Source organism: Pseudomonas sp. YeP6b (genome assembly GCF_025642995.1).
Taxonomy (GTDB): domain Bacteria; phylum Pseudomonadota; class Gammaproteobacteria; order Pseudomonadales; family Pseudomonadaceae; genus Aquipseudomonas.
In genome coordinates this window covers 1,927,514-1,950,119 of the sequence record NZ_CP080090.1, presented here as the reverse complement: position 1 = coordinate 1,950,119, position 22,606 = coordinate 1,927,514, and the positions used below count along the sequence as shown (strand labels likewise).

The following is a 22,606-nucleotide window of genomic DNA, read 5'->3' as shown; positions in this document are numbered from 1 at the left end:
GGCTTCCTGTTATCGGTGGCTTTCGGACAATACACCCTGCACCTGCCCAATCAACCACTGCAATCCCGAATCCCCACCCCGCCGTGCATGCCACGCCAGCTCAAAGGCAAACGAGGGAATATGAAACGGCGGCGGTACGGCCAGCAAATGCTGCTGATCAATGTTGGGTACGCCTCTGGATGACACCGTCAAAATCAGGTCGGTGCCCTGGATCAACTGCGGCGCCACGCCCCAATGCGGCAGGCTGATCGCCACATGCCGCCGCTCACGAATCGCCGTCAACGCCCGCTCGATTTCCGGCGTGCCGCTGCCGCGCATTTCCAGCAGCACATGGGGGCGCGACAGGTAGGTGGGCAGGTCGAGCGTGCCGTTTGCCGGCAGGCTGTCGCGGTCCACCAGGCAGGTGTAATGCTCCTCGAACAACGGCGTGGTGCGCAGTTCAGCGGGCATGTCGGGGAATACCCCAGCGGCCAAGTCAATGTCGCCATTGAGCACGCCGTCCACCATGCCTTCGCGGCTGGCCTGGATGATTTGCAGGTCGATACCGGGCGCCTCATGACGCAGAACGCGAACCAAACCGGGTAGCAAAATCGCCGCACTGTAGTCCGACATTGCCACGCGAAACCTACGCTTGGCCGACGCCGGGTCAAATCGGTTCGGCGCCAGCAGCGCCTGCACCTGAGCCAAGGCTTCAGCCAGCGGCGTCGCCAACTCCAGCGCGCGCGCCGTCGGCACCAACGTGCCGCCCTGGCGCACCAGCAACGGGTCATTCAACACATCCCGCAGGCGCGCCAACGCATGGCTGACCGCTGGCTGGCTAAGGTGCAGACGCTCAGCGGCACGGGTGACATGTTGCTCGCTGAGCAAGGCATCCAGGACCACCAGCAGGTTGAGGTCGATGCGGCGCAGATCATTCATCAGCTGCATGCTCGGCATAAGAAATTGGAATTTAAATTTGCGCGACGAATAGCCTAGAGTCCAGCAAAACCTCTGGGAGATTCGCAATGACGACGTTGCATTGGTTGGGTTTGTTGGCGCTGGCGGTGATCGCCGGCGCAGTAGTACCGTTTCAAAGCGCGATCAATGCCAACCTCGGGCGCGGGCTCGACCACCCGTTGTGGGCCACGCTGGCGTCACTGTTGGTGAGCATTATTGTGCTATTGCCGGTGATTCTGGCATTGCGTTTACCACTGCCGAGCCTGGCGTTTATCACTAAAGCGCCGCTGTGGATGTGGGCCGGCGGTGCATTTGGCGTGTGCTTTATTTCCCTGGCGTTGGTGCTGCTGCCCAAGCTCGGTGCGTCGGGGTTTATCGCCTTGGCCATGGCCGGGCAGATTCTCGCTTCGCTGCTGCTTGATCACTTTGGCCTGTTCGGCCTGGTGGAACGCCAACTGACAACGCCCCGGGTGCTGGGGGCGTTGCTGTTGATCGGTGGGGTGGCGTTGATTCAGTTCAGCAGCACGCCCGCCCGTGCGTTGGCAACGGCGGGCTGATCAGGCCTTGTCCAGCGTGCGCAGTTTTTGCGGCAAGCCCCACAGCAATAGCGCCGCCGCCAACAGCGCGCACACACCGATCACGTACAGCGCCGGGGTGGTGCTGCCGGAAAGGTCCTTGATCCGCCCCACCATCACCGGGCTCACAATGCCGCCGAACTGGCCAAGGGTATTGATCACCGCAATGCCACCGGCGGCACCGGCACCGGCGCCGGCCAGCAGTTTGGGCGGCAAGGTCCAGAAGGTCGGGATTGCGGCGATGATGCCAGCGCCCAGCAGGCCCAAGGCGATGATCAGGAAGGTGGTGTGGTCGGCAAAGATCCCGGCACTGAAGAAACCCACCGCACCTAACACCACCAGGCCGCAGACAAACTTGCGCCGCTCGCCGGTGGCGTCCGACAACCGCCCGATCACCAGCATGCTGATCGCACCGCACACATACGGAATCGCAGTGAGCAGGCCGATCATCACCGGGCTCTGGGTGCCGGCGCTGCGGATCAATTGGGGCGCCCAGAAGTTGAGGCCGTAGGACGCGACCTGGATCAGGAAGTAGATAAACCCGAGCATCAGGAAACCTGGAATGCGGATCGCCGACAGCAGCGAGCCACCGTGCTGGTTAGGCTCGTGCTTGGCGATGCGGCTCGACAGCAAGGTCTTCTCCGCCGGCGTGAGCCACTGCGCGTCTTCAATGCGGTCCTTGAGCAACGTCAGCACCAGAAAGCCCAGGCCGATGCAGGGCAAGCCGCCGAGCAGGAATAGCCAGTGCCAGCCGCGCATCTGCAGCACGCCGTCGAGATGCTCCAACACCAGCCCCGAGAACGGCGCGCCGACCAAGCCTGCGAAGGCCGAAGCCAGAAACAGCAGCGAGGTGATGCGCCCACGAAAGTGCTGCGGGAACCACAAGGTCAGGTAATACAACACGCCCGGCGCAAACCCTGCCTCCATCGCACCGATGATGAAACGCAGGCCGTAGAACTGCCACTCGGCGGTGACAAACACCATGGCCGCCGTGGCCAGGCCCCACGACATCATGATCCGCGCGATCCAGCGCCGCGCGCCGACCTTGTACAGCATCATGTTGCTGGGCACTTCGAAGATCACATAGCCGACCACGAAAAGCCCGGCGCCCAAGCCGTAAGCGGTGTCGCTCAGGCTCAGGTCGGTTTGCAGTTGGAACTTGGCAAAGCTGATGTTGATGCGGTCGAAAAACGCGAACAGGTAGCACACCATGATCAGCGGCATCAGGCGCCAGGCGACCTTGCTGACCAGGGCTTTTTCGGCATCGATCTCAGCAGCCGGGCGCAGGCCTGCCTCTAACGTATTAGTGCTCATGCATTTTCTCCAGCGGGCTGCTCAAAGGCGCCCGATTGTTTTTGTTGTCTGGTGCGGCGTTACAGCGTGGCGATATAAGCCGGTGGCGGGTGCAGGTCGCCATTGCGCCCGGCCTTGGCCACTTGGCCGGGCAGCGCATGGCCGAGCAGAGCCGGCAGGCGGCGGGACATGTGCAGCAGGTGCGGCAGGTCGATGCCGGTGTGAATACCGACTTCGTCACACAGGTTGACCAAATCTTCGGTGCAGATATTGCCCGACGCCCCCGGCGCGAATGGGCAGCCACCCAGGCCACCTAACGCCGCATCAAAACGCCGTGCGCCAGCTTCATAAGCCGCCAGCACATTGCACAACCCCAGGCCGCGCGTGTTGTGAAAATGCAGGGTCAGGTCGCTGGCCGGAACGCGCTCCAACACGCGTGTGACCAGACGCTGCACCTGGCGCGGGTTGGCCATGCCGGTGGTGTCGGCCAGGGTGATGCCCTGGATGCCCAACTCGCGGTAGGCATCGACGATTTGCAGCACACGGTCTTCAGCAATCTTGCCTTCGAACGGGCAACCGAAGGTGGTGGCGATGCTGCCGTTGAGGCGCACCGAGTAGTCGGCGGCGAAGCTAACGATAGCGCCAAACGCGGCCAATGACGCTTCGCAACGCATGCGCATGTTGGCCAGGTTGTGGGTCTGGCTGGCGGACATCACCAGGTTCAGCTCATCGGCGCGGGACTCGATGGCGCGCTGGGCGCCTTTGAGGTTGGGGATCAGCGCCACATAGATCACACCGGGTTTACGCTGGATGCCCTGGAACACCTGCTCGCCATCGCGCAACGCGGGGATGGCCTTGGGGGAGACGAACGAGCCGGCTTCGACCCGCGAAAACCCGGCCAAGGCCAGCTCATTAATCAGCGTGATCTTGTCGGCGGTTTCGACCCAGGTGGGTTCAATTTGCAGACCATCGCGCGGGGACACTTCCTGCACGATCAGCGGGTCGGAATAATCGGTGATCATTGCACCACTCCCAAGGTTCTCAAGCGTTGGATATCGGCCCCGGTCAGGCCCAGGCCGGCGAGGATGTCGTCGGTGTGCTGGCCCAGTGTCGGGCCTTGCCAGTTCACCGCGCCTGGGGTTTCGGAAAGTTTGGGCACAATGCCGGGCATTTTTACCGACACGCCGCCGGGCAGTTCGGCATTGAGCAGCATGTCACGCGCCTGGTAGTGCGGGTCGCTGACGATATCGGCCACCGAGTAGATGCGCCCGGCTGGCACTTCTGCCGCTTCCAGAGCGCTGAGCACTTGGTCGATGGGCAGGCTACTGGTCCAGTGGGTGATCGCGGCGTCGAGCAAACCGCTTTTCGCCGCACGGCCATCGTTATGGGCAAACTCCGGCGCTTCGGCCAAGTCGGCGCGGCCGATGGTGGTCATCAGACGCTTATAGATCGGGTCGCTGTTACCAGCAATCACCACGTAAGCGCCATCGGCGGTCAGGTAGGTGTTGGAGGGCGCGATGCCGGGCAAGGCGCCGCCGCTGCGTTCGCGCACATGGCCGAGCATGTCGTATTCGGGCACCAGGCTTTCCATCAGGTTGAACACGCTTTCGGCCAGGGACACATCGACAACCTGCCCGTCGCCCTGCCCGGTCTTGACCCGCAGCAGCGACATCAGCGCGCCGATAACGCCATGCAGGGAAGCGAGGGAGTCGCCCAGGCTCACACCCACTCGCGCCGGTGGCGAGTCCGGGTTGCCGGTGGTGTAGCGGATGCCGCCCATGGCCTCGCCGATGGCACCGAAGCCTGGGCGGTCACGGTAAGGGCCGGTCTGGCCGTAGCCGGAGATGCGTACCAGGGTCAGCTTGGGGTTGAGGGCGTGCAACACATCCCAGCCCAGGCCGAGTTTTTCCAGGCCGCCGGGGCGCAGGTTTTCGATCAGCACGTCGGCGTCGCCGAGCAGTTGCTTGATCACGCCCAGGCCTTCCGGGGACTTGAGGTCTAACGCCAGCGACTTTTTGTTGCGCGATTGCAGGTACCACCACAATGAGGTGCCTTCGTGCAGTTTTCGCCATTTACGAAGCGGGTCGCCCTGGCCCATGGCTTCGATCTTGATCACCTCGGCGCCGAACTCGGCCATCAGCCGGGCGGCGAACGGCGCGGCAATCAGGGTGCCGATCTCAATCACCTTGATACCGGTCAATGGAGCCGTCATGGGGTGAGCCTCTTATTCTTGGAATGTGAGGGCAAGGCTAGAGGATAGGCGTAGGAGAAATCCAACCGTCAGTTGGCAAGGAGCGTTCGCGAAACACGAACAACAATACAATCACGGCGTTGACTCCATCGCCATCGCGGGCAAGCCCGCTCCCACCAGTGATCGCATTCATGGGTGGGAACCGGGCTTGCCCGCGATGAGGCCGTCCGTGTTTGAATTACTCTAGCGTCCTGCGCAGATAGTCAAACAACAATCGACTGACCGGCGACAACTGCGCCTCATCGCGCACCACTACGATCAAGCTGCGATCCGACCAAGCATCCGTCAGCGGCACCGCGTGCAACCCCAACGCGCGGCCAAACAGTTCATAGGCTTTTTGCGGCAGGATGCCAATGCCCATGTTCGCCTGAACCATCCGGCACATCGCATCAAACCCCGGCACATGGATGCGCAGGCGCAGCATCTTGCCCGCCTCGCGCGCAGCCGCATGGGTGCGCATATTGATCGAGCTGGCGGCATGTAAACCCACGTAATCACTGCCTAACGTTTCGGCAAAGGCCAAGGACTGGCGGGTAGCCAACGGATGATCTGCCGGCATCAGCACCACCAGTTTGTCGTGCCGATAGGTCACGCTCGGCAGGCCTTTAGTGTCCGTGTCGCTGGAGCAAATGCCCAAATCGGCCACGCCATCCAGCACACCCTGCACCACGCCATTGCTGGGGCGTTCCTCCAGATCAGTTTTCACCTCAGGATGCAGCGCGGAAAAATCCCGCAGGTCTTCCGGTAAGAACTGAATGATCGCCGACAGATTGGCCAGCATGCGCACATAACCGCGCACGCCATGGCTGTGTTCGCCCAATTCCAGGCCCATTTTTTCGACGTTGAACAGCATCTGCCGCGCATGGTGCAACAGGGTTTCGCCCGCCGCCGTCAGGTCCATGCCCTTGGCCCGGCGCACGAACAGGCTGACGCCCAGCACCTGTTCCAGTTCCATCAGACGCTTGCTCGCCGCCGACACCGCAATGGCTTCACGGGCCGCAGCGCGGGTCAGCGTGCCTTCCTCAAACACCGCAACGAACAGTTGCAAAGTGATCAGGTCCAGGCGACGCACCAGGCTCTTGTGCAGCATCAGCGACGCTCAGAGGCCAGGCGATTGATCTCGGCCTGCTCCACCACCGCGTTCGGCGCGCCATGGCGTACCGCCGCCAACATTGCCTGGCCGACGGTCTCGGTGCTCACGACCCAGCCCGGCTTGACCCGACGTACGAAAGAGAGCGCCGGCCCGAGTACGGAATAGAAAGATTGGTACAGCGGCGTTTTCGAACGCACGCCATGCAGCGGCTGAATCACCCCAGGCCGAAACAGGTACACCGCCTTGAACGGTAGGCGCAGCAACGCGTTTTCAGTCTTGCCCTTGATCCGCGCCCACATCGACTTGCCCGCCTCGGAGCTGTCGGTGCCGGCGCCGGACACGTAGATAAAGGTCATCTGCGGATTAAGTCGCGCCAAGGTGCTGGCCGCAACCAGCGTCAGGTCATAGGTGAGGTGGGTGTACTGGGTTTCATTCATGCCCGCCGACGAAACGCCGAGGCAGAAGAAACAGGCATCAAAACCTTGCAGCAGGTTTTCCAGGGGATGGAAATCCAGCATGTCGCTGTGCAGCACCTGATGCAGCTTGCCGTGCTCCTGGGTCAAGGGCGTGCGGCCGACCGCGACAACTTCCTGCACGTCAGCGGCCAACAGGCACTCGCGCAGCACGCCTTGACCGACCATGCCGGTGGCGCCGAATAACAGAACTCTCATGGGTGGACCTCAGCGGCAAGCCGCAAGCTTCATGCTCAAGTTAAATGCAGTTCGGCTTGTAGCTTACCGCTTGCAGCGTGCGGCTGCCCCTTTAGAAAGCGCTGCGAAAGATCTCCTCAATCTGACGCTGATCGGCCCGCCGCGGGTTGGTCAGGCCACAGGCATCCTTCAACGCATTAGTGGCCAGCAGCGGAATGTCCTGCAACTTGGCGCCCAGTTCACGCAAGCCGGCGGGAATCTCAACGTCGAGGGCCAACGTGCGAATGGCGGTGATGGCAGCCTGGGCGCCCTCTTCCGGGGTGATGCCCTTGATATCAGCGCCCAACGCGCGCGCCACGTCGCTCAAGCGCTTGGCGCAGACACTCGCGTTGAAGCTTTGCACATGCGGCAGTAACACCGCGTTGCACACGCCGTGGGGCAAGTCGTACAGGCCGCCGAGTTGGTGGGCCATCGCATGTACAAAGCCCAGGGACGCATTGTTAAAGGCCATCCCGGCGAGAAACTGCGCATACGCCATGTTTTCCCGCGCGGCCTTGTCGGTACCGTCGCGCACGGCCAGGCGCAGGTTGGCGCTGATCAGTTCGATGGCCTTGATCGCGCAGGCGTCGGTGATCGGCGTGGCGGCGGTGGACACATAGGCTTCGATGGCGTGCGTCAGCGCGTCCATGCCGGTCGCGGCGGTCAGGCCCTTGGGCATGCCGACCATCAGCGTCGGGTCGTTGACCGACAGCAGCGGCGTGACGTTGCGGTCGACGATGGCCATTTTCACGTGACGGGTTTCGTCGGTGATGATGCAGAAACGGGTCATCTCGCTGGCGGTGCCGGCGGTGGTGTTGATGGCCACCAGTGGCAGTTGCGGCTTGCTGGACTGATCGACGCCTTCGTAGTCGCCGATATGCCCACCATTGGTGGCGCACAGCGCGATGCCCTTGGCGCAGTCATGGGGCGAGCCGCCGCCCAGCGACACCACAAAATCGCAAGCATTAGCCTCCAACATCACCAGGCCTTTCTCGACGTTTTCCACATTGGGGTTGGGCTTAGCGCCGTCGTAGATCACCGAGTCGATGTCCTGCATCGCCAGCTTCTCGGCGATCATGCTGGCCACGCCCGCTTTGGCCAGGCCCACGTCAGTGACGATCAGCGCCCTGCGAAAGCCGTAATTGCGGATGGCCGTCATGGCTTCGTCGAGGCAGTCGGTGCCCATGATGTTGACGGCGGGAATAAAGAAGGTGCTGCTCATGGTCAATCCTCAGAGGCGTTATGCCTACAGGATCAACCTGACTTGCCTGCGCCATCTTGATCAGGATCAACGCCCGCTCGTGATAAAGTCATCACCCAGCCGATTTTGAGTAGACCCGCCGCAATGAAGGATTTCCAGGATATTGACGCCCACCTTGAAGACTGGAGCGCGCTGCGCAGCGCCGTCGATTTCAGTGGGATTCTGATCGGCAACGGCGCGAGCCGTGTGATTTGGGAAGACTTTGCCTACGATTCGCTGTTCGAAAACGCCCGTACCGTCGAAGAAAAACCCCTCAGCCAATCCGAGCTGAGTGTGTTCGACGCCCTGCAAACCCGCAGTTTCGAACAGGCGCTGGGCGCGTTGAAGACCACCAGCCGGGTCAACAAGGCCCTGGCGGTCAGCTCGGCGGCGCCGCGCAATCGCTACTACGCGATCAAGGAAGCGCTGATCAATACCATCCACGCCGTGCACATTCCGTGGCGTCTGGTGCAGCCGTCGACGCTGGCGACGATCAACGCGGAACTGGCTCGCTACCCCACGGTATTCACCAGCAATTACGACCTGCTCAACTACTGGGCGATCCTGCACACGCCAGGCATCGACGACTTGTTCCGCAGCGCCGATGCCAGCTTTGACCTGCGCAACACCCGCACCGAGGCCACGCGCATCCTCTACCTGCACGGCGGCCTGCACCTGGTGCGCAACCTCGACGGTACGGCGCGTAAATTGCCGTCCACCGACAGCACTCTGCTCAGCAGTTTTGCGATCAACAACACGATCAAGACGTTGGACGACGTGCCGCTGTTTGTCAGCGAAGGCAAGGTGGAAGAGAAGCTCAAGACCATCCGCAGTTCGGACTATTTGTCGTTCTGTTATGAGCAACTGCTGACCCATGAGGGTGCGCTGTGCCTCTTCGGCCACGACCTGGGCCCGCAGGATAGACACCTGGTGGATGCGCTTCGCCAGGCCAAACTGACCACACTGGCGATTTCGGTATCGGGCCGCAGCGACGGGTTTATTCGCCAGCAGAAGCGTCGGTACTCGGCGTTGTTTGAGGGCAGCGGTGTGGCGTTGAAGTTTTTTGCGGCGCGTACGCACCCGTTGGGTCATTCGGCGTTGTCAGTGCCGGTCGAACGCTGAGCCCCCGAACAAAGCAGATCAACATGTGGGAGCAGGCTTGCCAGCTCCCACATTGATTGCATTTCAAATAACGGTCACCGTCATTCTTCCAAACTGTGCACCACCACCAACAACTGCACCTGTACTTCCCCGACCGAACGAATCCGGTGGGGCTTCTGCGCATTGAAGTGCAGCGCATCGCCCCGCTCCAGGATCACCCGCTCGTTCATGAAATCCACTTGCGCACCAGGCTGACTGGCGCGGGAACTGTTCTATCGCCAGTTGCCGCTGATGGAATTCATCCTCAAGGGTGGTTTGCCGGCGACGATCAAGGCCGGGTTGCGCATGAACGGGTTGGAAGCCGGCGACCCCGTCTTCCGGTATTCCCGTTAGGCGACAGCGCACGCGATCCGCTGAAGACGCTGTTGGCAGCCGTCTGAATAAAAAATGCCCCGGCACTTGCGCGCCGGGGCATTGGTTTTTACACCACTGTCATGTCTTGTCTTTGATGGTGGTGCTCGGGCCATTGGTCTTGACACTGGCAATGCCATTGTCTCGCGCCGCTGTCGAAGAATACTGCTCGCTGGTGCCGATCACTTGATGATTGGCAGCCTTGAGGTTGAAGTACGACTGGCCATTGCTGGCCACCTTTTTCTCATAGCGCTCGTCATGCGGGCTGTTGGTCTGCACGGAAACAATGCCGCTTTCAGCTGCGCTGCGGGTGGTGTAAAGCTCGCTGGTCAAAATAGTCTCAGCGTTCGCCGCCTTCAGCACAAAACGAAACTGCCCGTTGTTGCTGTTACTCAACTCATACCATCCAGCCATGCCGCTCTCCTTTTGAGTAGGACTTTATTCACTAGCCCGTAGGATTAAAGGCTATGCCCAGCGTATTGCCAGCCAGGCATCAGCATTTACCACAAGACAAATGACAATAATTCTCGATATCATTCGCGACTTCTCTACGTCGTGCTTCGTCAAGAAGGATATCCATGCCTCGTCCCAAGCCCGACCCGTTGTCGGCCGATACCTTTCGCGGGTTTTATGCAGACATTCTGTATTTCCTGCGCAAACGCACGGACAACGCCAGCGACGCGGCAGACATGACCCAGGATGTCTTCACCCAATGGCTGGGCTACCGCGACCGGGCCAAGGTCGAGCAGCCACGGGCGTTTCTGTTCCAGATGGCGCGCAACCTGCTGCGCGATCACTGGCGTAAGCAGAAGGTACGGCAGACCGTCCACTCTGACCCGACCGAAAGGGACGCCGAGCCGGTCACCGATGAGCAAAACGACCCCATGGCCGCCGCGCAGCGTTTGCAGCGCCTGGAACAGTTGAAAGAAGTCCTCGCCGAACTCTCGCCCCGCAGGCGAGAAGCCCTTATGCTGCATCGCTTCGAAGGCCTGAACCAGGCGCAGATCGCCGAGCGCATGGGCATTTCGACCAGCATGGTGGAAAAGCACATCGCTTTTGCCCTGCTGCATTGCAAGCGACGCCTTCAACAAGAACCCGGCACGGAGCAGCCAGAATGAACCGCCTGAGCGACATCGACGCCCTGGATATCGAAGCGAGCGACTCCATCGATGCCCAAGCCGCCAGTTGGTTTGCCCGCAACCGCAACGATGCGGGGCGAACCGAGCGCAAGGCCTTTGCCGCCTGGCTGGCCGTGCCCGCCCATGCCCGCGCCTATGCCGAATTCGAGCAACTGTGGGCCGACCTCGCCCAGTTGCAGCAACTGAGCAAACCCGTGCCGCTGCCCAAACGCAAACCCTCTCTCTGGCGCCCGGCCCTGGCCGTGGCTGCCGCAGTGGTCTGTGCCGTGCTGGCCACGCACATCGGCGCACCGCGCGAGCTGTATCACAGCCAAATTGCCGCGCACGCCAAAGGCATGCGCACCTTGAACCTGCCCGACGGCAGCACCCTGTTTGTGAATGCCAACACGCGCCTGCGCGTGGATTTCAGCGCCCACCAGCGCATCCTTCATTTGGACAAGGGCCAGCTGTACATCGAAGTCGCCGCCGACAAGGAACGGCCGCTGTACGTGCAAGCTGGCGAGGCGAATGTGCGGGTGGTCGGCACCGGTTTCGACGTGCGGCGCAGCCAGCAGCAACTGGTGGTCAGCGTCGCCCATGGCCAGGTGGCCTTCGCGCCGGACGCCAAAAGCCCGGTGACCTTGCTCGGCGCCCAACAGCGCGCCGCCTATAACTACGCCAAGGGCACTGTGCAGCAACAAACCCTTAGCGCTGGAGAAGTGGCGGATTGGCGCAGCGGGCACCTGTCGTTTCGCAACCGCGACCTGGCCAGCCTGATCGACGAGCTGAGCCTCTACCGGCCCCAGGCCCCCTTGCACGTCAGCAAATCAGTGGCGCAACTGAAGGTCTCGGGCAACCTGGATGTAAATGACCCGGACGCGCTGCTCAACGCCCTGCCGGCCCTGCTGCCGGTGAAAACCGTGGCCTCGGCCGATGGTGTGATGAGAATCGAACCGAGCAAGTAAGGCCCGCGAACCCTCATTTGAGAATATTTTGCATTCGCATGTGTGGTTTTTTCAACCTGCCCCGTCTTCCTCCGGACTGTGTTTGATCTGCACACCTTTTTGGCTATTTAGCCACCCCGGGGGATTCCATGTTTCGCGCGCCTTGCCACGCTTCGCACCTGTTTCTTCGACCGACGCTGATTGCCACCTGCCTGGCGTTCAGCCTCAGTGCCCAGGCTGAATCACTCAAGCTGCAACTGCCTGCCCAGTCACTGGCCACGTCCCTGAGCCAGGTGGCGCAGCAGGCGAAAATCCAGCTGCTGTTCGATGAAACACTGCTCAAGAACGTACAGGCGCCGGCGCTCAACGGTGAGTTCACCCCGGAAGTGGCGATTCGCAGCCTGCTGAAAAACGGCGCGTTCACCCTGATCAAGGTCGGCACCACCTACGTGGTGCGCCCCGACGAGGGCAAGACCACCCACAGCGGCGCCATCCAATTGGACGCCCTCAGCGTGATCGGCACCGGTAACGAGGTCGACTCCGCCACCGTCAACCGCTCCACCCTGAGCCAGGCCGACATCGATCGGTACCAGTCCAATAACATCCCCAGTTTGCTACAGACCTTGCCCGGCGTGAGCCAGGGCGGTTCGCTGAAACCTGGCGGCCAGACCATTAACATCCGGGGTTTCGGCGATGCCGAAGACGTGCCGCTGACCGTCGACGGCGCCACCAAAAGCGGCTTTGAGCGCTACCAGCAAGGCACCGTGTTTATCGAGCCCGAGCTGATCAAAAGCATCGAAGTCGAAAAAGGCCCGACCTCCCCGTTCACCGGCAACGGCGGCTTCGGCGGCACGGTGAACATGACCACCAAGGACGCCCCGGATCTGCTCAAAGACGGCCGCAACAGCGGCGCGATGCTCAAGTACGGTTACTCCAGCAACGACCACGAACAGGTCTACAGCGGCGCCGTGTATGGCCGCACCGACGACGGCCGTTTTGACGCGCTGGCCTACCTGACCCAACGCGACGGCGGCGACATGAAGGTGGCCGCTAAGCTGCCCAACGAGGACAACCTGTTCCCGATCAACCCCCAGCGCCTGCCCAACAGCGCCCAGGATGTGGACGGCAAATTGTTCAAGGTCAACGCGCACCTGACCGATGAGCACAGTGTCGGGCTGTCCTACTCGCGCTCCCACAGCAACCGCTGGACACCGTTTTCCGCCGCCAGCTACCCGGCGCCGCCGACCCAGGCCCAGATCGACCGCTACGGCTACGAAGGCGCGTTGACGCGTTTTTTAGCCCACCGCGACACCGTCGACACCACCTGGTCGGGCAAGTATGAATACCAGCCGCTGGACAACCCGCTGGTAGACCTGACCGTCAAGTATTCGCAGTCCAACACCGACCAGACCGACGAGCGCAACGCCAGCGCGTTTTTCCAGCTGGCCACCGGCGGGCGCAAGATGGACACGTCCTATACCGACAAGAACCTCGACATCCGCAACGTCAGCCTGTTTGGCACCGGCCCCTTGCAGCATGCAGTCACCGTCGGCGGGCAGATCCGCAAACACGCGCGAGAAACCGAGATGTGGATACCCGGTAAAACCTACGACACCGCGCGCTACAACTACGGGCATTTCCAGCCGGGATTCATGCCCCACGGCAAAGTCGACACCAATAGCTTCTTTGTCCAGGATGCGGTCACCGTGGGCGATGTAACCATCAGCCCGTCCCTGCGCTACGACCATGTGCGCAACCGCGGCGAAGCCAACGATGCGCCTTACTACAGCAACCCGAACCCGGCCGTCGGCCACGATTACAGCGACCGCACCTACACCGGTTGGTCACCGCGCCTGGCGCTGTTCTGGAACGTCACCCCGCACCTGGGGCTGTTCGCCAACTGGAGCAAGACCTGGCGCGCGCCGGTCATTGATGAACAATATGAAGTGCAAGGCCTGGGCAGCCGTACCGCCACCAGCGTCGACCTCGACCCCGAGCGCATCACCTCGATCAGCGTCGGCAGCGTGACCAGCTTCGACAACCTGATCGCCGAGGACGACAACCTGCAAATACGCACCACGTTGTTCCATAACAAAGTCGAAGACGAAATCTTCAAGGCCACCGGCGTCGGCTGCCAGAACCAGGCCATCAACGGCGGTACGGTTGCCAATGCGTGCCCACCGGGTGCGATGCCCAACTACCGCAACATCGGCGGCCTGACCATCAAGGGCGTTGAGCTGGAATCGTTCTACAACTCCACCTACCTGTTTGGCTCGGTGTCGTTCGCCTACGCCAAAGGTGACCACGAAGGCGCCTACACCAACCCCTGGGGCCCGAACGTGGCAGCACGCGACATTCCACCGACCAAATGGGTGCTGGTACTGGGCACCAACATTCCCGCCTGGGATGCCCAAGTGGGCTGGACGGGCCAGTTCATCGGCGCCACCGACCGCTTGCCCAGCGACAAATATTCCGGCGGCCCGGGCAGCAGCTTAGGCGATCTGTTCTATGACCAGTACGGCAACAAGGCCTACAACACCCAAGGCCTGTTCGCCAAATGGAAGCCGCAACAGGCCTACCTGAAAGGCACCGAAGTGAACTTCACCGTGGACAACCTGTTCAACAATAACTTCCGCCCAGCCTTGAGCGGCGATCGCGCCTATACCAAAGGCCGTGATGCGAAGATCAGCGTTACGCGGTTCTTCTGATTGTGGGAGCTGGCTTGCCTGCGATACAGGCGACTCGGTGTATCAGGCATCTCGAGGTGATGCTATCGCAGCATAGGTATCTACACATCTTTTTATGGGTTGAATTCTTTGATTGTCGCGGGGCGCTGGGTACATATCCGTTATTTGGGTAACGGCTGCTATGGGTTCCGCTCTTACAGCGGGTCACTTTTGAAAGAGCGCAAAGTAACCAAAACGCTCTTGCCCCACCACTCGGCACCTCGCCTAGGCTCGGTGTGCCCTCACGCAGGCTTTGGACCGTGGGCCGCCGCCATGGGCCATCCTTGGCCCATCGCGGCTAACCCGGCGTCCTGCCGGTTTACCCACGCCCAAAGCCTGCGTTCGGCCAGCGTGGTTTAACGGGGCGCCTAAGATCAAGATCAAAAGCAAGAGCACGGCGGCCTAGTAGCCGACCTGAGTGGTTAGATCAAAAGCGAAGCCAAGGCGGCCTGACAGCCGACCTGATCTCTGAAACTGAACTCAATCTAATGTGGGAGCTGGCTTGCCTGCGATGGCATCAACTCGGTGTACCTGATGGACCCAGGTGTCTGCATCGCAGCGGTGCGGCGATCCGACAAGCCAGCTCCCACAGAAAAGCAGATCTGCTTCTGCTGTGCTTTTGCTTCTACCACTCAGGTCGGCTACCAGGCCGCCGTGCTCTTGCTTTTGATCTTGATCTTGATCTGAGGCGCCCCGTTAACCACGATGGCCGAACGCAGGCTTGAATCCGTGGGTAACCCGGCAGGACGCCGGGTTAGCCGCGATGGGCCAAGGATGGCCCATGGCGGCGGCCCACGGATTCAAGCCGGAGTGAGGGCATGCCGAGCCCCAGGCGAGGCACCGAGTGGTGGGGCAAGAGCCCTTTGGTTACTTTTGGCTGGGCCGGCATTCCGGGCTCTTTTCCAAAAGTGACCCGCTGTAAGAGCGGAACCATAAGCAGCCGTTACCGCAGCAACGGATATGTACTCATATCTACCTAAAAACCCGGTCAAAAACTTAGCGCAACACAAAAAGTTGCGTAGATACCCATGGCTATCGCAGGCAAGCCAGCTCCCACACGACCTCAACTGTACGGATAAATCCGTACCCAGCTGTAGGCCCGCAATCGGCGGGGGTTGTGGCTAGATGGGCTTCCCTTGAAACCCTCTCGTTTCGGTCCCCATCATGAGCTCGCGCGAAAACACCGGCATGGCCCTCGGCCTGCTAGGTGTCATCATCTTCAGCCTGACCCTGCCCTTCACCCGCATCGTGGTGCAGGAAATCCACCCATTGCTCAACGGCCTGGGTCGCGCCTTGTTCGCGGCGACTCCGGCGGCGGCGCTGTTGCTGTGGCGCCGTGAGCGCTGGCCGACCTGGCACCAGGTGCGCGGTTTGTGCCTGGTCATCGCCGGTGTAATCCTCGGTTTCCCGGTGCTGTCGGCCTGGGCCATGCAGACCTTGCCGGCCTCCCATGGCGCGCTGGTCAACGGCTTGCAACCGCTGTGCGTGGCGCTGTATGCGGCGTGGCTGTCCCACGAGCGGCCGTCAAAAGCCTTCTGGGCCTGCGCGGCGCTGGGCAGTGCGTTGGTGTTGAGCTATGCCTTGATCACCGGCGCGGGCAGTATTCAGGCGGGTGATTTGCTGATGCTCGGCGCAATTGCCGTGGGCGGCCTGGGCTATGCCGAAGGTGGCCGGTTGGCGAAGGAGATGGGTGGCTGGCAAGTGATCTGCTGGGCGCTGGTGCTGTCGACACCGGTGCTGATCGGCCCGGTGTGGTACCTGGCGGCGCAGCACCAAGGCGAGATTTCGATGCGCACCTGGTGGGCGTTTGGGTATGTGTCGCTGTTCTCGCAGTTCCTGGGGTTCTTCGCCTGGTACGCCGGGTTGGCCATGGGCGGAATTGCGCGGGTCAGCCAGATTCAACTGCTGCAGATTTTCTTCACCATCGCGTTTTCGGCGTTGTTCTTTGGTGAACATATCGAGCCGATTACGTGGGTGTTTGCCTGTGGGGTGATCGTGACGGTGATGCTGGGGCGCAAGACGGCGGTGCAGCCTGCGCCGGCTCCCAAGCCAAGCACTATCTAATGTGAAAGCTGGCGTGTGTGGGAGCTGGGCTTGCCCGCGATCGCATCACCTCGGTTTACCTGAAAGACCGAGTTGCCTGCATCGCAGGCAAGCCAGCTCCCACCCAAGCCAGCTCCCACATTTTTGGTGCTGTGCTCAGCTCAAATAACCATCCGCGCGCAGCAAGGTTTCCAGGCAGTGCTCGGTGATGTGGTAGAACGCCTTCAGCGCTTGGATTTTCTCCAGCAACTGCGCGTTGTCCACCGGCTCGTTGCGTTTGACCGCGAGGATCATCTTGTTCTTGTTGGTATGTTCCAACGAGATGAACTCGAACACCTTGGTCTCATAACCGCAGGCCTCAAGGAACAACGCGCGCAGGCTGTCGGTGACCATTTCCGCCTGTTGGCCCAGGTGCAGGCCGTATTGCAGCATCGGCTTGAGCAGCACCGGGCTCTGGATCTGCAGGCGAATCTGTTTGTGGCAGCACGGCGAGCACATGATGATCGACGCGCCGGAACGGATGCCGGTGTGGATCGCGTAGTCGGTAGCGATGTCGCAGGCATGCAGCGCGATCATCACGTCCAACTCGCTCGGCGCCACGCTGCGCACATCACCGCACTTGAACACCAGCCCCGGGTGTTCCAGGCGCGCGGCAGCGGTGTTGCACAGGGTCACCATGTCTTCGCGCAGCTCCACGCCGGTCACTTCGCCCTCAGCCTTGAGGGTGTTGCGCAGGTAATCGTGAATGGCGAAGGTCAGGTAGCCCTTGCCCGAACCGAAATCGGCGACCCGCACGGGTTGGTCCAGTTTCAAGGGTGACGAGGTCAGCGCATGGCTGAACACTTCGATGAACTTGTTGATCTGCTTCCACTTGCGCGACATCGACGGGATCAGCGCCTGCTTGGCGTCGGTCACGCCCAGGTCGGCGAGGAACGGCCGGCTCAGGTCGAGGAAGCGATTTTTCTCACGGTTGTGCTCGGCGGACGGCGCCTCACGCAGTTGCTGCGGCTTGCTTTTGAACAACGAGCTTTTGTTCTTCTTGCTGTATTCCAGCTGGGCTTCGTCGGTCAGCGACAGCAAGTGCGCGTTCTTGAACGACGCGGGCAGCAGCTCGGCAATCGCCGCAACGCCGTCGGCCAGGGGCAAGTTCTTGGTGATGTCGCGGGTCTTGTAGCGGTAGACGAACGACAGGCACGCCTGCTCCTTGACCGTTACCGGCTTGATGATCAGCCGTTGCAGCTCGGCTTCCTCGCCGACGTACTTGGCCAGCACCAGCTTGATAAACGCATGCTGCGCCAGGCTTGCGCTCAGCAGTTCGATGAACTGGGCGTGATGATCCGGCGCAGGGCGGGCAGGTTGAGCGGTGACGGACATGAACAAAAACGCCTCGGGCTGGGAATGCCGGGCATTTTAGGGGGGATAGTGCTTCAGGGCACGGGGTTATTTGATCAACGGTCGCTCAGCCGCCGCAAATCAAATGCGGGAGCTGCTTTTCTGTGGGAGGTGGCTTGCCTGTGATGCTGGCACCTCGGTCCATCAGGCCAACCGAGTTGATGCCATTGCAGGCAAGCCCGACTCCCACAGAAAAGCAGTTCCCGCATGGGTTCTGAGGGGTGTGGGCTATTCCAGCACGATCAGGCGGTTGGGCAACTCATTACGCGCCTGCGTCACCGGCACATGCACCTTGAGCAACTCGCCGCAGGCCTCGATACACGCAATAAACCCCGCCAACGTCTGCCCCTGTTTCACCTGCTGGGTAAACGCCTTGACGATGCCATCCCAGCTCTCGTCATCCAGCCGTTTGGAAATACCCTCGTCCACCAGGATCTCCACATACCGTTCCGCCTCGCTGACAAAAATCAGCACACCCGTCCCGCCGACCGTGTGGTGCAGGTTCTGCTCCAGGAACTGCCGGCGCGCCAGGTTGGACGCCCGCCAATGACGCACCGAACGCGGGATCAAGCGGGTGGTGACCTTGGGCAAACGAAACACCAGGCACAACACGATAAACGTCGCCCACTGCGCCAGCAGCAAGGTGTACATGGTCAAGTAGCCCGACAAGTAATGCGCCACGCCGGGCACCACCAAGGCGATCAGGCTGGCCCACAGCAGCGGGATGTAAGCGTAATCGTCAGCGCGGGCCGCCAGCACCGTGACCAGTTCGGCGTCGGTGGTTTTCTCGACCCGGGCAATCGCTTCGGCGACTTGGCGCTGCTCGTGTTCACTCAGTAATGCCATGGTTGTCGATGCTCTGTTCTAGTTATTGTCATTACCAGCCACCTGAGGCCCCGCCACCGCCAAAACCACCGCCGCCGCCTCTGAAGCCACCACCGCCGCCTCCCCCGCCACCGCCGCCGCGCCCACTGCTGCTGAGGATTGCCAAGAGGATAGCGCCAACCGGCAGGCCCAGGCGATTGCACAGCCACAACACGCCGATCAGCAGGATGAACAAGCCGATGGACAACCCTGGGTTGTCCTTGGCGAAATTCGCATCCGCCACATGCGCTGGCACCGCCAGCGGCTCGCCGCCCACCACCTGCACCATCGCCGTGACGCCGTCGCTGATGCCCTGGCTGTAATTGCCAGCCTTGAACTTAGGCGCGATCACCTGATTGATGATCACCCAGGACTGCGCATCGGTCAGCACGCCTTCCAGGCCATAGCCGACTTCGATGCGCAATTTTCGCTCATCACGGGCGACGATCAACAGCGCGCCGTTGTCCTTGCCCTTCTGGCCGATGCCCCACTGGCGGCCCAATTGGTAACCGTAGTCCTCAATCGGCACGCCTTGCAGGTCGGGCACGGTGACCACCACGAGCTGGTCGCCGGACGTTTGCTCCAACGCCTGCAACTGCTGGGTTATTTGCGCCCGGGTTGCCGGGTCGAGCATCTGGGCGCTGTCCACCACCCGCCCGGTCAGGGCCGGGAACGTCAGCGCCGCCTGGGCCGCACCGACGCACGCCAGCAAGCACAGCGCCAGGCCTATCCGTAATAAACGCATCGACACCTCAACGCAGCGTTATTTGAACTTCACTTGCGGCGCTTTATCGGCATCAGCGCTGGTGGCTTCAAACGTGGCGCGGATCGGCAAGTCGCTGTACATCACGCTGTGCCACAGGCGGCCAGGGAAGGTGCGGATTTCAGTGTTGTACGCCTGCACGGCCTGGATGAAATCGCGACGGGCCACGGCAATACGGTTTTCCGTGCCTTCAAGTTGCGATTGCAGGGCCAGGAAGTTCTGGTTGGCTTTCAGGTCCGGATAACGCTCAGACACCACCATCAAGCGGCTGAGGGCGCCGCTCAAACCGTCCTGGGCTTGCTGGAACTGCTTGAGTTTCTCGGGGTTGTCGAGGGTGCTGGCATCTACTTGGATCGAGGTGGCCTTGGCCCGCGCCTCAATCACGGCGGTGAGGGTGTCTTGCTCATGGGCCGCGTAGCCCTTGACCACTTCCACCAGGTTGGGGATCAGGTCGGCACGCCGTTGGTACTGGTTCTGCACCTGGCCCCAGGCCGCCTTGGCCTGTTCATCCAGGGTGGGAATGGTGTTGATGCCGCAACCGCTCAGCACGCTGCTGATCAGTAGCAAAGCCGCGACTTTCAAGCCCCAGCGGTAACCTTGTGCTGCTTGCATGGTGTTTCTCCTGCCCAAACTAGATGGAATGTGACGACTAACCCTATAAACCGCGCACTTGGGGCATAATCCGCCACCACTGGATTGCGTCGAGCCAATCAGCTACAAAGATGCCCAGCGCGAAAAAGAGTTCAGAGTGTGCTGCATTTATCTGAACAACACCCGAACAACAATAGACGCTCCCCACATTTTGGCCGATGGCATTCTCTTGATGCTGTGCAGTGAGCCGAAAAAGGATATTCATGAAAAAGCTGTGTTTGCTCGGCCTTGTTGCCACTCTGGCCACCCACCCCGTCTGGGCAGAAACAAAGCCTGCTGCGCTTAAAGACAAGGACGCCTTCGTCAGCGACCTGCTCAAGCAGATGACCCTGGATGAAAAGATCGGCCAATTGCGCCTGATCAGCATCGGCCCCGAAATGCCCCGCGAGCTGATCCGCAAGGAAATCGCCGCCGGCCGTATCGGCGGCACCTTCAACTCGATCACTCGCCCGGAAAACCGTCCGATGCAGGACGCGGCCATGCGCAGCCGGTTGAAGATCCCGATGTTTTTCGCCTACGACGTGATCCACGGCCACCGTACGATCTTCCCGATCAGCCTGGCCCTGGCCTCCAGCTGGGACATGGACGCCATCGGCCGCTCCGGGCGCATCGCCGCCCAAGAAGCCGCCGCCGACAGCCTCGACATCACCTTTGCGCCGATGGTCGACATCTCCCGCGACCCGCGCTGGGGGCGTACTTCCGAAGGTTTCGGCGAAGACACCTACCTGACGTCGCGCATTGCCGAAGTGATGGTCAAGGCCTTCCAGGGCACAAGCGCGGCCAATGCCGACAGCATCATGGCCAGCGTCAAGCACTTTGCCCTGTACGGCGCGGTGGAAGGCGGTCGCGACTACAACGTGGTCGACATGAGCCCGGTCAAGATGTACCAGGACTACCTGCCGCCCTACCACGCGGCGATCAAGGCCGGTGCCGGCGGCGTGATGGTGGCGTTGAACTCGATCAACGGCGTGCCCGCCACCGCCAACACTTGGCTGATGAACGACCTGTTGCGCAAAGACTGGGGCTTTAAAGGCTTGGCCGTGAGTGACCACGGCGCGATATTCGAGCTGATCAAGCACGGCGTGGCCAAGGACGGGCGTGAAGCCGCTAAGCTTGCAATCAAGGCCGGCATCGACATGAGCATGAACGACTCGCTGTACGGCAAGGAATTGCCCGGGCTGCTCAAGTCCGGCGAGATCGAGCAAAGCGACATCGACAACGCCGTACGCGAAGTGCTCGGCGCCAAGTACGACATGGGCCTGTTCAAAGACCCGTACCTGCGTATCGGCAAGGCCGAGGATGACCCGGCCGACACCTATGCCGAGAGCCGCCTGCACCGTGCCGACGCACGGGATGTCGCGCGCCGCAGCCTGGTCCTGCTGAAAAACCAGAACAACACCCTGCCGCTGAAAAAATCCGCGACCATCGCACTGGTCGGCCCGCTGGCCAAGGCGCCGATCGACATGATGGGCAGCTGGGCCGCCGCCGGCAAACCGGCACAATCGGTGACCCTGCTCGATGGTCTCAACGCGGTGATCAGCGAAAAAGGCAAAGTGATCTACGCGCGTGGCGCCAACATCACCAACGACAAGGCCGTGGTCGACTACCTCAACTTCCTCAACTTCGATGCCCCGGAAGTGGTGGATGACACCCGCTCCCCGCAGGTGCTGATCGACGAAGCGGTGAAGGCCGCCAAGGATGCCGACGTGGTGGTGGCGGCTGTGGGCGAGTCCCGTGGCATGTCCCACGAATCCTCCAGCCGCACCGACCTGAACATCCCGCAGAGCCAGCGCGACCTGATCAAAGCCTTGAAAGCCACCGGCAAACCGCTGGTGCTGGTACTGATGAACGGCCGCCCGCTGTCGATTCTTGAAGAGAACCAACAGGCCGACGCGATCCTGGAAACCTGGTTCGCCGGCACCGAAGGTGGCAACGCCATCGCCGACGTGCTGTTTGGTGACTACAACCCGTCGGGCAAGCTGCCGATCACCTTCCCACGTTCGGTAGGGCAGATTCCGACCTACTATAACCACCTGACCATCGGCCGGCCGTTTACCCCAGGCAAGCCGGGCAACTACACCTCGCAGTACTTCGATGACACCACCGGGCCGCTGTTCCCGTTCGGCTATGGCCTGAGCTACACCACGTTCAGCCTGTCGGACATGGCGCTGTCGTCCACCACCCTGAACAAGACCGGCAAGCTCGACGCCAGCGTCACGCTGAAAAACACCGGCAAGGTCGAGGGCGAAACCGTGGTGCAGTTGTATATCCAGGACGTGGCCGGCTCGATGATCCGCCCGATCAAGGAGCTGAAGAACTTCCAGAAGGTCATGCTCAAGGCCGGTGAGGAGCGCACGCTGCACTTCACCATCACCGAGGAAGACTTAAAGTTCTACAACACCCAACTCAAGTTCGCCGCAGAACCCGGCGAGTTCAATGTACAGATCGGGCTCGACTCCCAGGATGTGCAGCAGCAGACGTTCGAGTTGCTGTAACACCTGCAGCCCCCCTCTTTT

At 61.3% G+C, this 22,606-nt stretch carries 19 protein-coding genes and 2 pseudogenes; 8 read left to right on the top strand and 13 right to left on the bottom strand.

Going from position 1 to position 22,606, the window contains the following annotated elements:
• Positions 1-9: 9 nt before the first annotated feature.
• Complete coding sequence (locus tag KZH41_RS08700; protein ID WP_242154873.1) at positions 10-927, bottom strand: LysR family transcriptional regulator; 918 nt, start codon at positions 925-927, stop codon at positions 10-12.
• 77 nt (positions 928-1,004) lie between these two features.
• On the opposite strand from KZH41_RS08700, the gene KZH41_RS08695 reads away from it, so the two are divergent.
• The gene (locus tag KZH41_RS08695) at positions 1,005-1,493 is read left to right on the top strand and encodes a DMT family transporter (RefSeq protein ID WP_263274684.1); all 489 of its coding nucleotides are present in this window, start codon (positions 1,005-1,007) and stop codon (positions 1,491-1,493) included.
• Here the strand turns inward: KZH41_RS08695 and KZH41_RS08690 are convergent, their stop codons facing one another.
• The 6 genes from KZH41_RS08690 to yiaY all read right to left on the bottom strand — a co-directional run bounded on the left by KZH41_RS08690 (position 1,494) and on the right by yiaY (position 8,059).
• Positions 1,494-2,825, bottom strand: coding sequence for an MFS transporter (locus KZH41_RS08690; RefSeq protein WP_263274683.1), 1,332 nt, complete (start codon positions 2,823-2,825; stop codon positions 1,494-1,496).
• A gap of 59 nt (positions 2,826-2,884) precedes the next feature.
• Positions 2,885-3,826, bottom strand: coding sequence for a hydroxymethylglutaryl-CoA lyase (locus tag KZH41_RS08685; protein WP_263274682.1), 942 nt, complete (start codon positions 3,824-3,826; stop codon positions 2,885-2,887).
• Positions 3,823-5,016, bottom strand: a complete 1,194-nt coding sequence (locus KZH41_RS08680) for a CaiB/BaiF CoA transferase family protein (RefSeq protein WP_094951035.1) — start codon at positions 5,014-5,016, stop codon at positions 3,823-3,825. The genes KZH41_RS08685 and KZH41_RS08680 overlap by 4 nt, the downstream gene beginning before the upstream one ends.
• A 217-nt stretch (positions 5,017-5,233) precedes the next feature.
• Positions 5,234-6,145, bottom strand: coding sequence for a LysR family transcriptional regulator (locus tag KZH41_RS08675; RefSeq protein ID WP_242154867.1), 912 nt, complete (start codon positions 6,143-6,145; stop codon positions 5,234-5,236).
• Positions 6,145-6,819, bottom strand: a complete 675-nt coding sequence (locus tag KZH41_RS08670) for an NAD(P)H-binding protein (RefSeq protein WP_094951037.1) — start codon at positions 6,817-6,819, stop codon at positions 6,145-6,147. The genes KZH41_RS08675 and KZH41_RS08670 overlap by 1 nt, the downstream gene beginning before the upstream one ends.
• 91 nt (positions 6,820-6,910) lie before the next feature.
• Positions 6,911-8,059, bottom strand: coding sequence for an L-threonine dehydrogenase (gene yiaY / locus KZH41_RS08665; protein WP_094951038.1), 1,149 nt, complete (start codon positions 8,057-8,059; stop codon positions 6,911-6,913).
• 123 nt (positions 8,060-8,182) lie between these two features.
• Between yiaY and KZH41_RS08660 the strand changes: the two genes are divergently transcribed.
• Positions 8,183-9,199 (top strand): DUF4917 family protein, encoded by a 1,017-nt coding sequence (locus tag KZH41_RS08660; RefSeq protein WP_094951039.1) that lies wholly within the window; start codon positions 8,183-8,185, stop codon positions 9,197-9,199.
• Between the two features lie 80 nt (positions 9,200-9,279).
• Here the strand turns inward: KZH41_RS08660 and KZH41_RS08655 are convergent.
• Positions 9,280-9,420, bottom strand: a pseudogene (locus KZH41_RS08655) (cupin domain-containing protein); the annotation flags it as partial.
• A gap of 16 nt (positions 9,421-9,436) precedes the next feature.
• Here KZH41_RS08655 and KZH41_RS08650 point away from each other — a divergent pair.
• Positions 9,437-9,618, top strand: a pseudogene (locus KZH41_RS08650) (dihydrodipicolinate synthase family protein); the annotation flags it as partial.
• A 52-nt stretch (positions 9,619-9,670) separates the two neighbouring features.
• Here KZH41_RS08650 and KZH41_RS08645 read toward each other — a convergent pair.
• Entirely contained in the window at positions 9,671-10,003 is a 333-nt protein-coding gene (locus KZH41_RS08645) for a YegP family protein (RefSeq protein WP_094951040.1), read from the bottom strand.
• A gap of 164 nt (positions 10,004-10,167) precedes the next feature.
• On the opposite strand from KZH41_RS08645, the gene KZH41_RS08640 reads away from it, so the two are divergent.
• The 4 genes from KZH41_RS08640 (at position 10,168) to KZH41_RS08625 (ending at position 16,441) form a co-directional block, all read left to right on the top strand.
• On the top strand, positions 10,168-10,707 hold the full coding sequence (locus KZH41_RS08640) for an RNA polymerase sigma factor (RefSeq protein ID WP_094951041.1): 540 nt from the start codon (positions 10,168-10,170) through the stop codon (positions 10,705-10,707).
• On the top strand, positions 10,704-11,672 hold the full coding sequence (locus tag KZH41_RS08635; protein ID WP_094951042.1) for a FecR family protein: 969 nt from the start codon (positions 10,704-10,706) through the stop codon (positions 11,670-11,672). The genes KZH41_RS08640 and KZH41_RS08635 overlap by 4 nt, the downstream gene beginning before the upstream one ends.
• A 128-nt stretch (positions 11,673-11,800) precedes the next feature.
• The gene (locus tag KZH41_RS08630) at positions 11,801-14,359 is read left to right on the top strand and encodes a TonB-dependent receptor (RefSeq protein WP_263274681.1); all 2,559 of its coding nucleotides are present in this window, start codon (positions 11,801-11,803) and stop codon (positions 14,357-14,359) included.
• A 1,182-nt stretch (positions 14,360-15,541) separates the two neighbouring features.
• Positions 15,542-16,441, top strand: coding sequence for a DMT family transporter (locus tag KZH41_RS08625; RefSeq protein WP_263274680.1), 900 nt, complete (start codon positions 15,542-15,544; stop codon positions 16,439-16,441).
• A gap of 135 nt (positions 16,442-16,576) precedes the next feature.
• Here KZH41_RS08625 and KZH41_RS08620 read toward each other — a convergent pair whose 3' ends face one another.
• From KZH41_RS08620 to KZH41_RS08605, 4 genes are all read right to left on the bottom strand, one after another.
• On the bottom strand, positions 16,577-17,794 hold the full coding sequence (locus KZH41_RS08620) for a class I SAM-dependent methyltransferase (RefSeq protein WP_094953061.1): 1,218 nt from the start codon (positions 17,792-17,794) through the stop codon (positions 16,577-16,579).
• Positions 17,795-18,040: 246 nt separating this feature from the next.
• The gene (locus KZH41_RS08615) at positions 18,041-18,658 is read right to left on the bottom strand and encodes a TPM domain-containing protein (protein ID WP_263274679.1); all 618 of its coding nucleotides are present in this window, start codon (positions 18,656-18,658) and stop codon (positions 18,041-18,043) included.
• A 31-nt stretch (positions 18,659-18,689) separates the two neighbouring features.
• Complete coding sequence (locus KZH41_RS08610; protein WP_242154861.1) at positions 18,690-19,421, bottom strand: TPM domain-containing protein; 732 nt, start codon at positions 19,419-19,421, stop codon at positions 18,690-18,692.
• An 18-nt stretch (positions 19,422-19,439) separates the two neighbouring features.
• Positions 19,440-20,051, bottom strand: coding sequence for a LemA family protein (locus KZH41_RS08605; RefSeq protein WP_263274678.1), 612 nt, complete (start codon positions 20,049-20,051; stop codon positions 19,440-19,442).
• A gap of 242 nt (positions 20,052-20,293) precedes the next feature.
• On the opposite strand from KZH41_RS08605, the gene bglX reads away from it, so the two are divergent.
• On the top strand, positions 20,294-22,585 hold the full coding sequence (gene bglX, locus KZH41_RS08600) for a beta-glucosidase BglX (protein WP_263274677.1): 2,292 nt from the start codon (positions 20,294-20,296) through the stop codon (positions 22,583-22,585).
• The last annotated feature ends 21 nt before the right edge of the window (positions 22,586-22,606 follow it).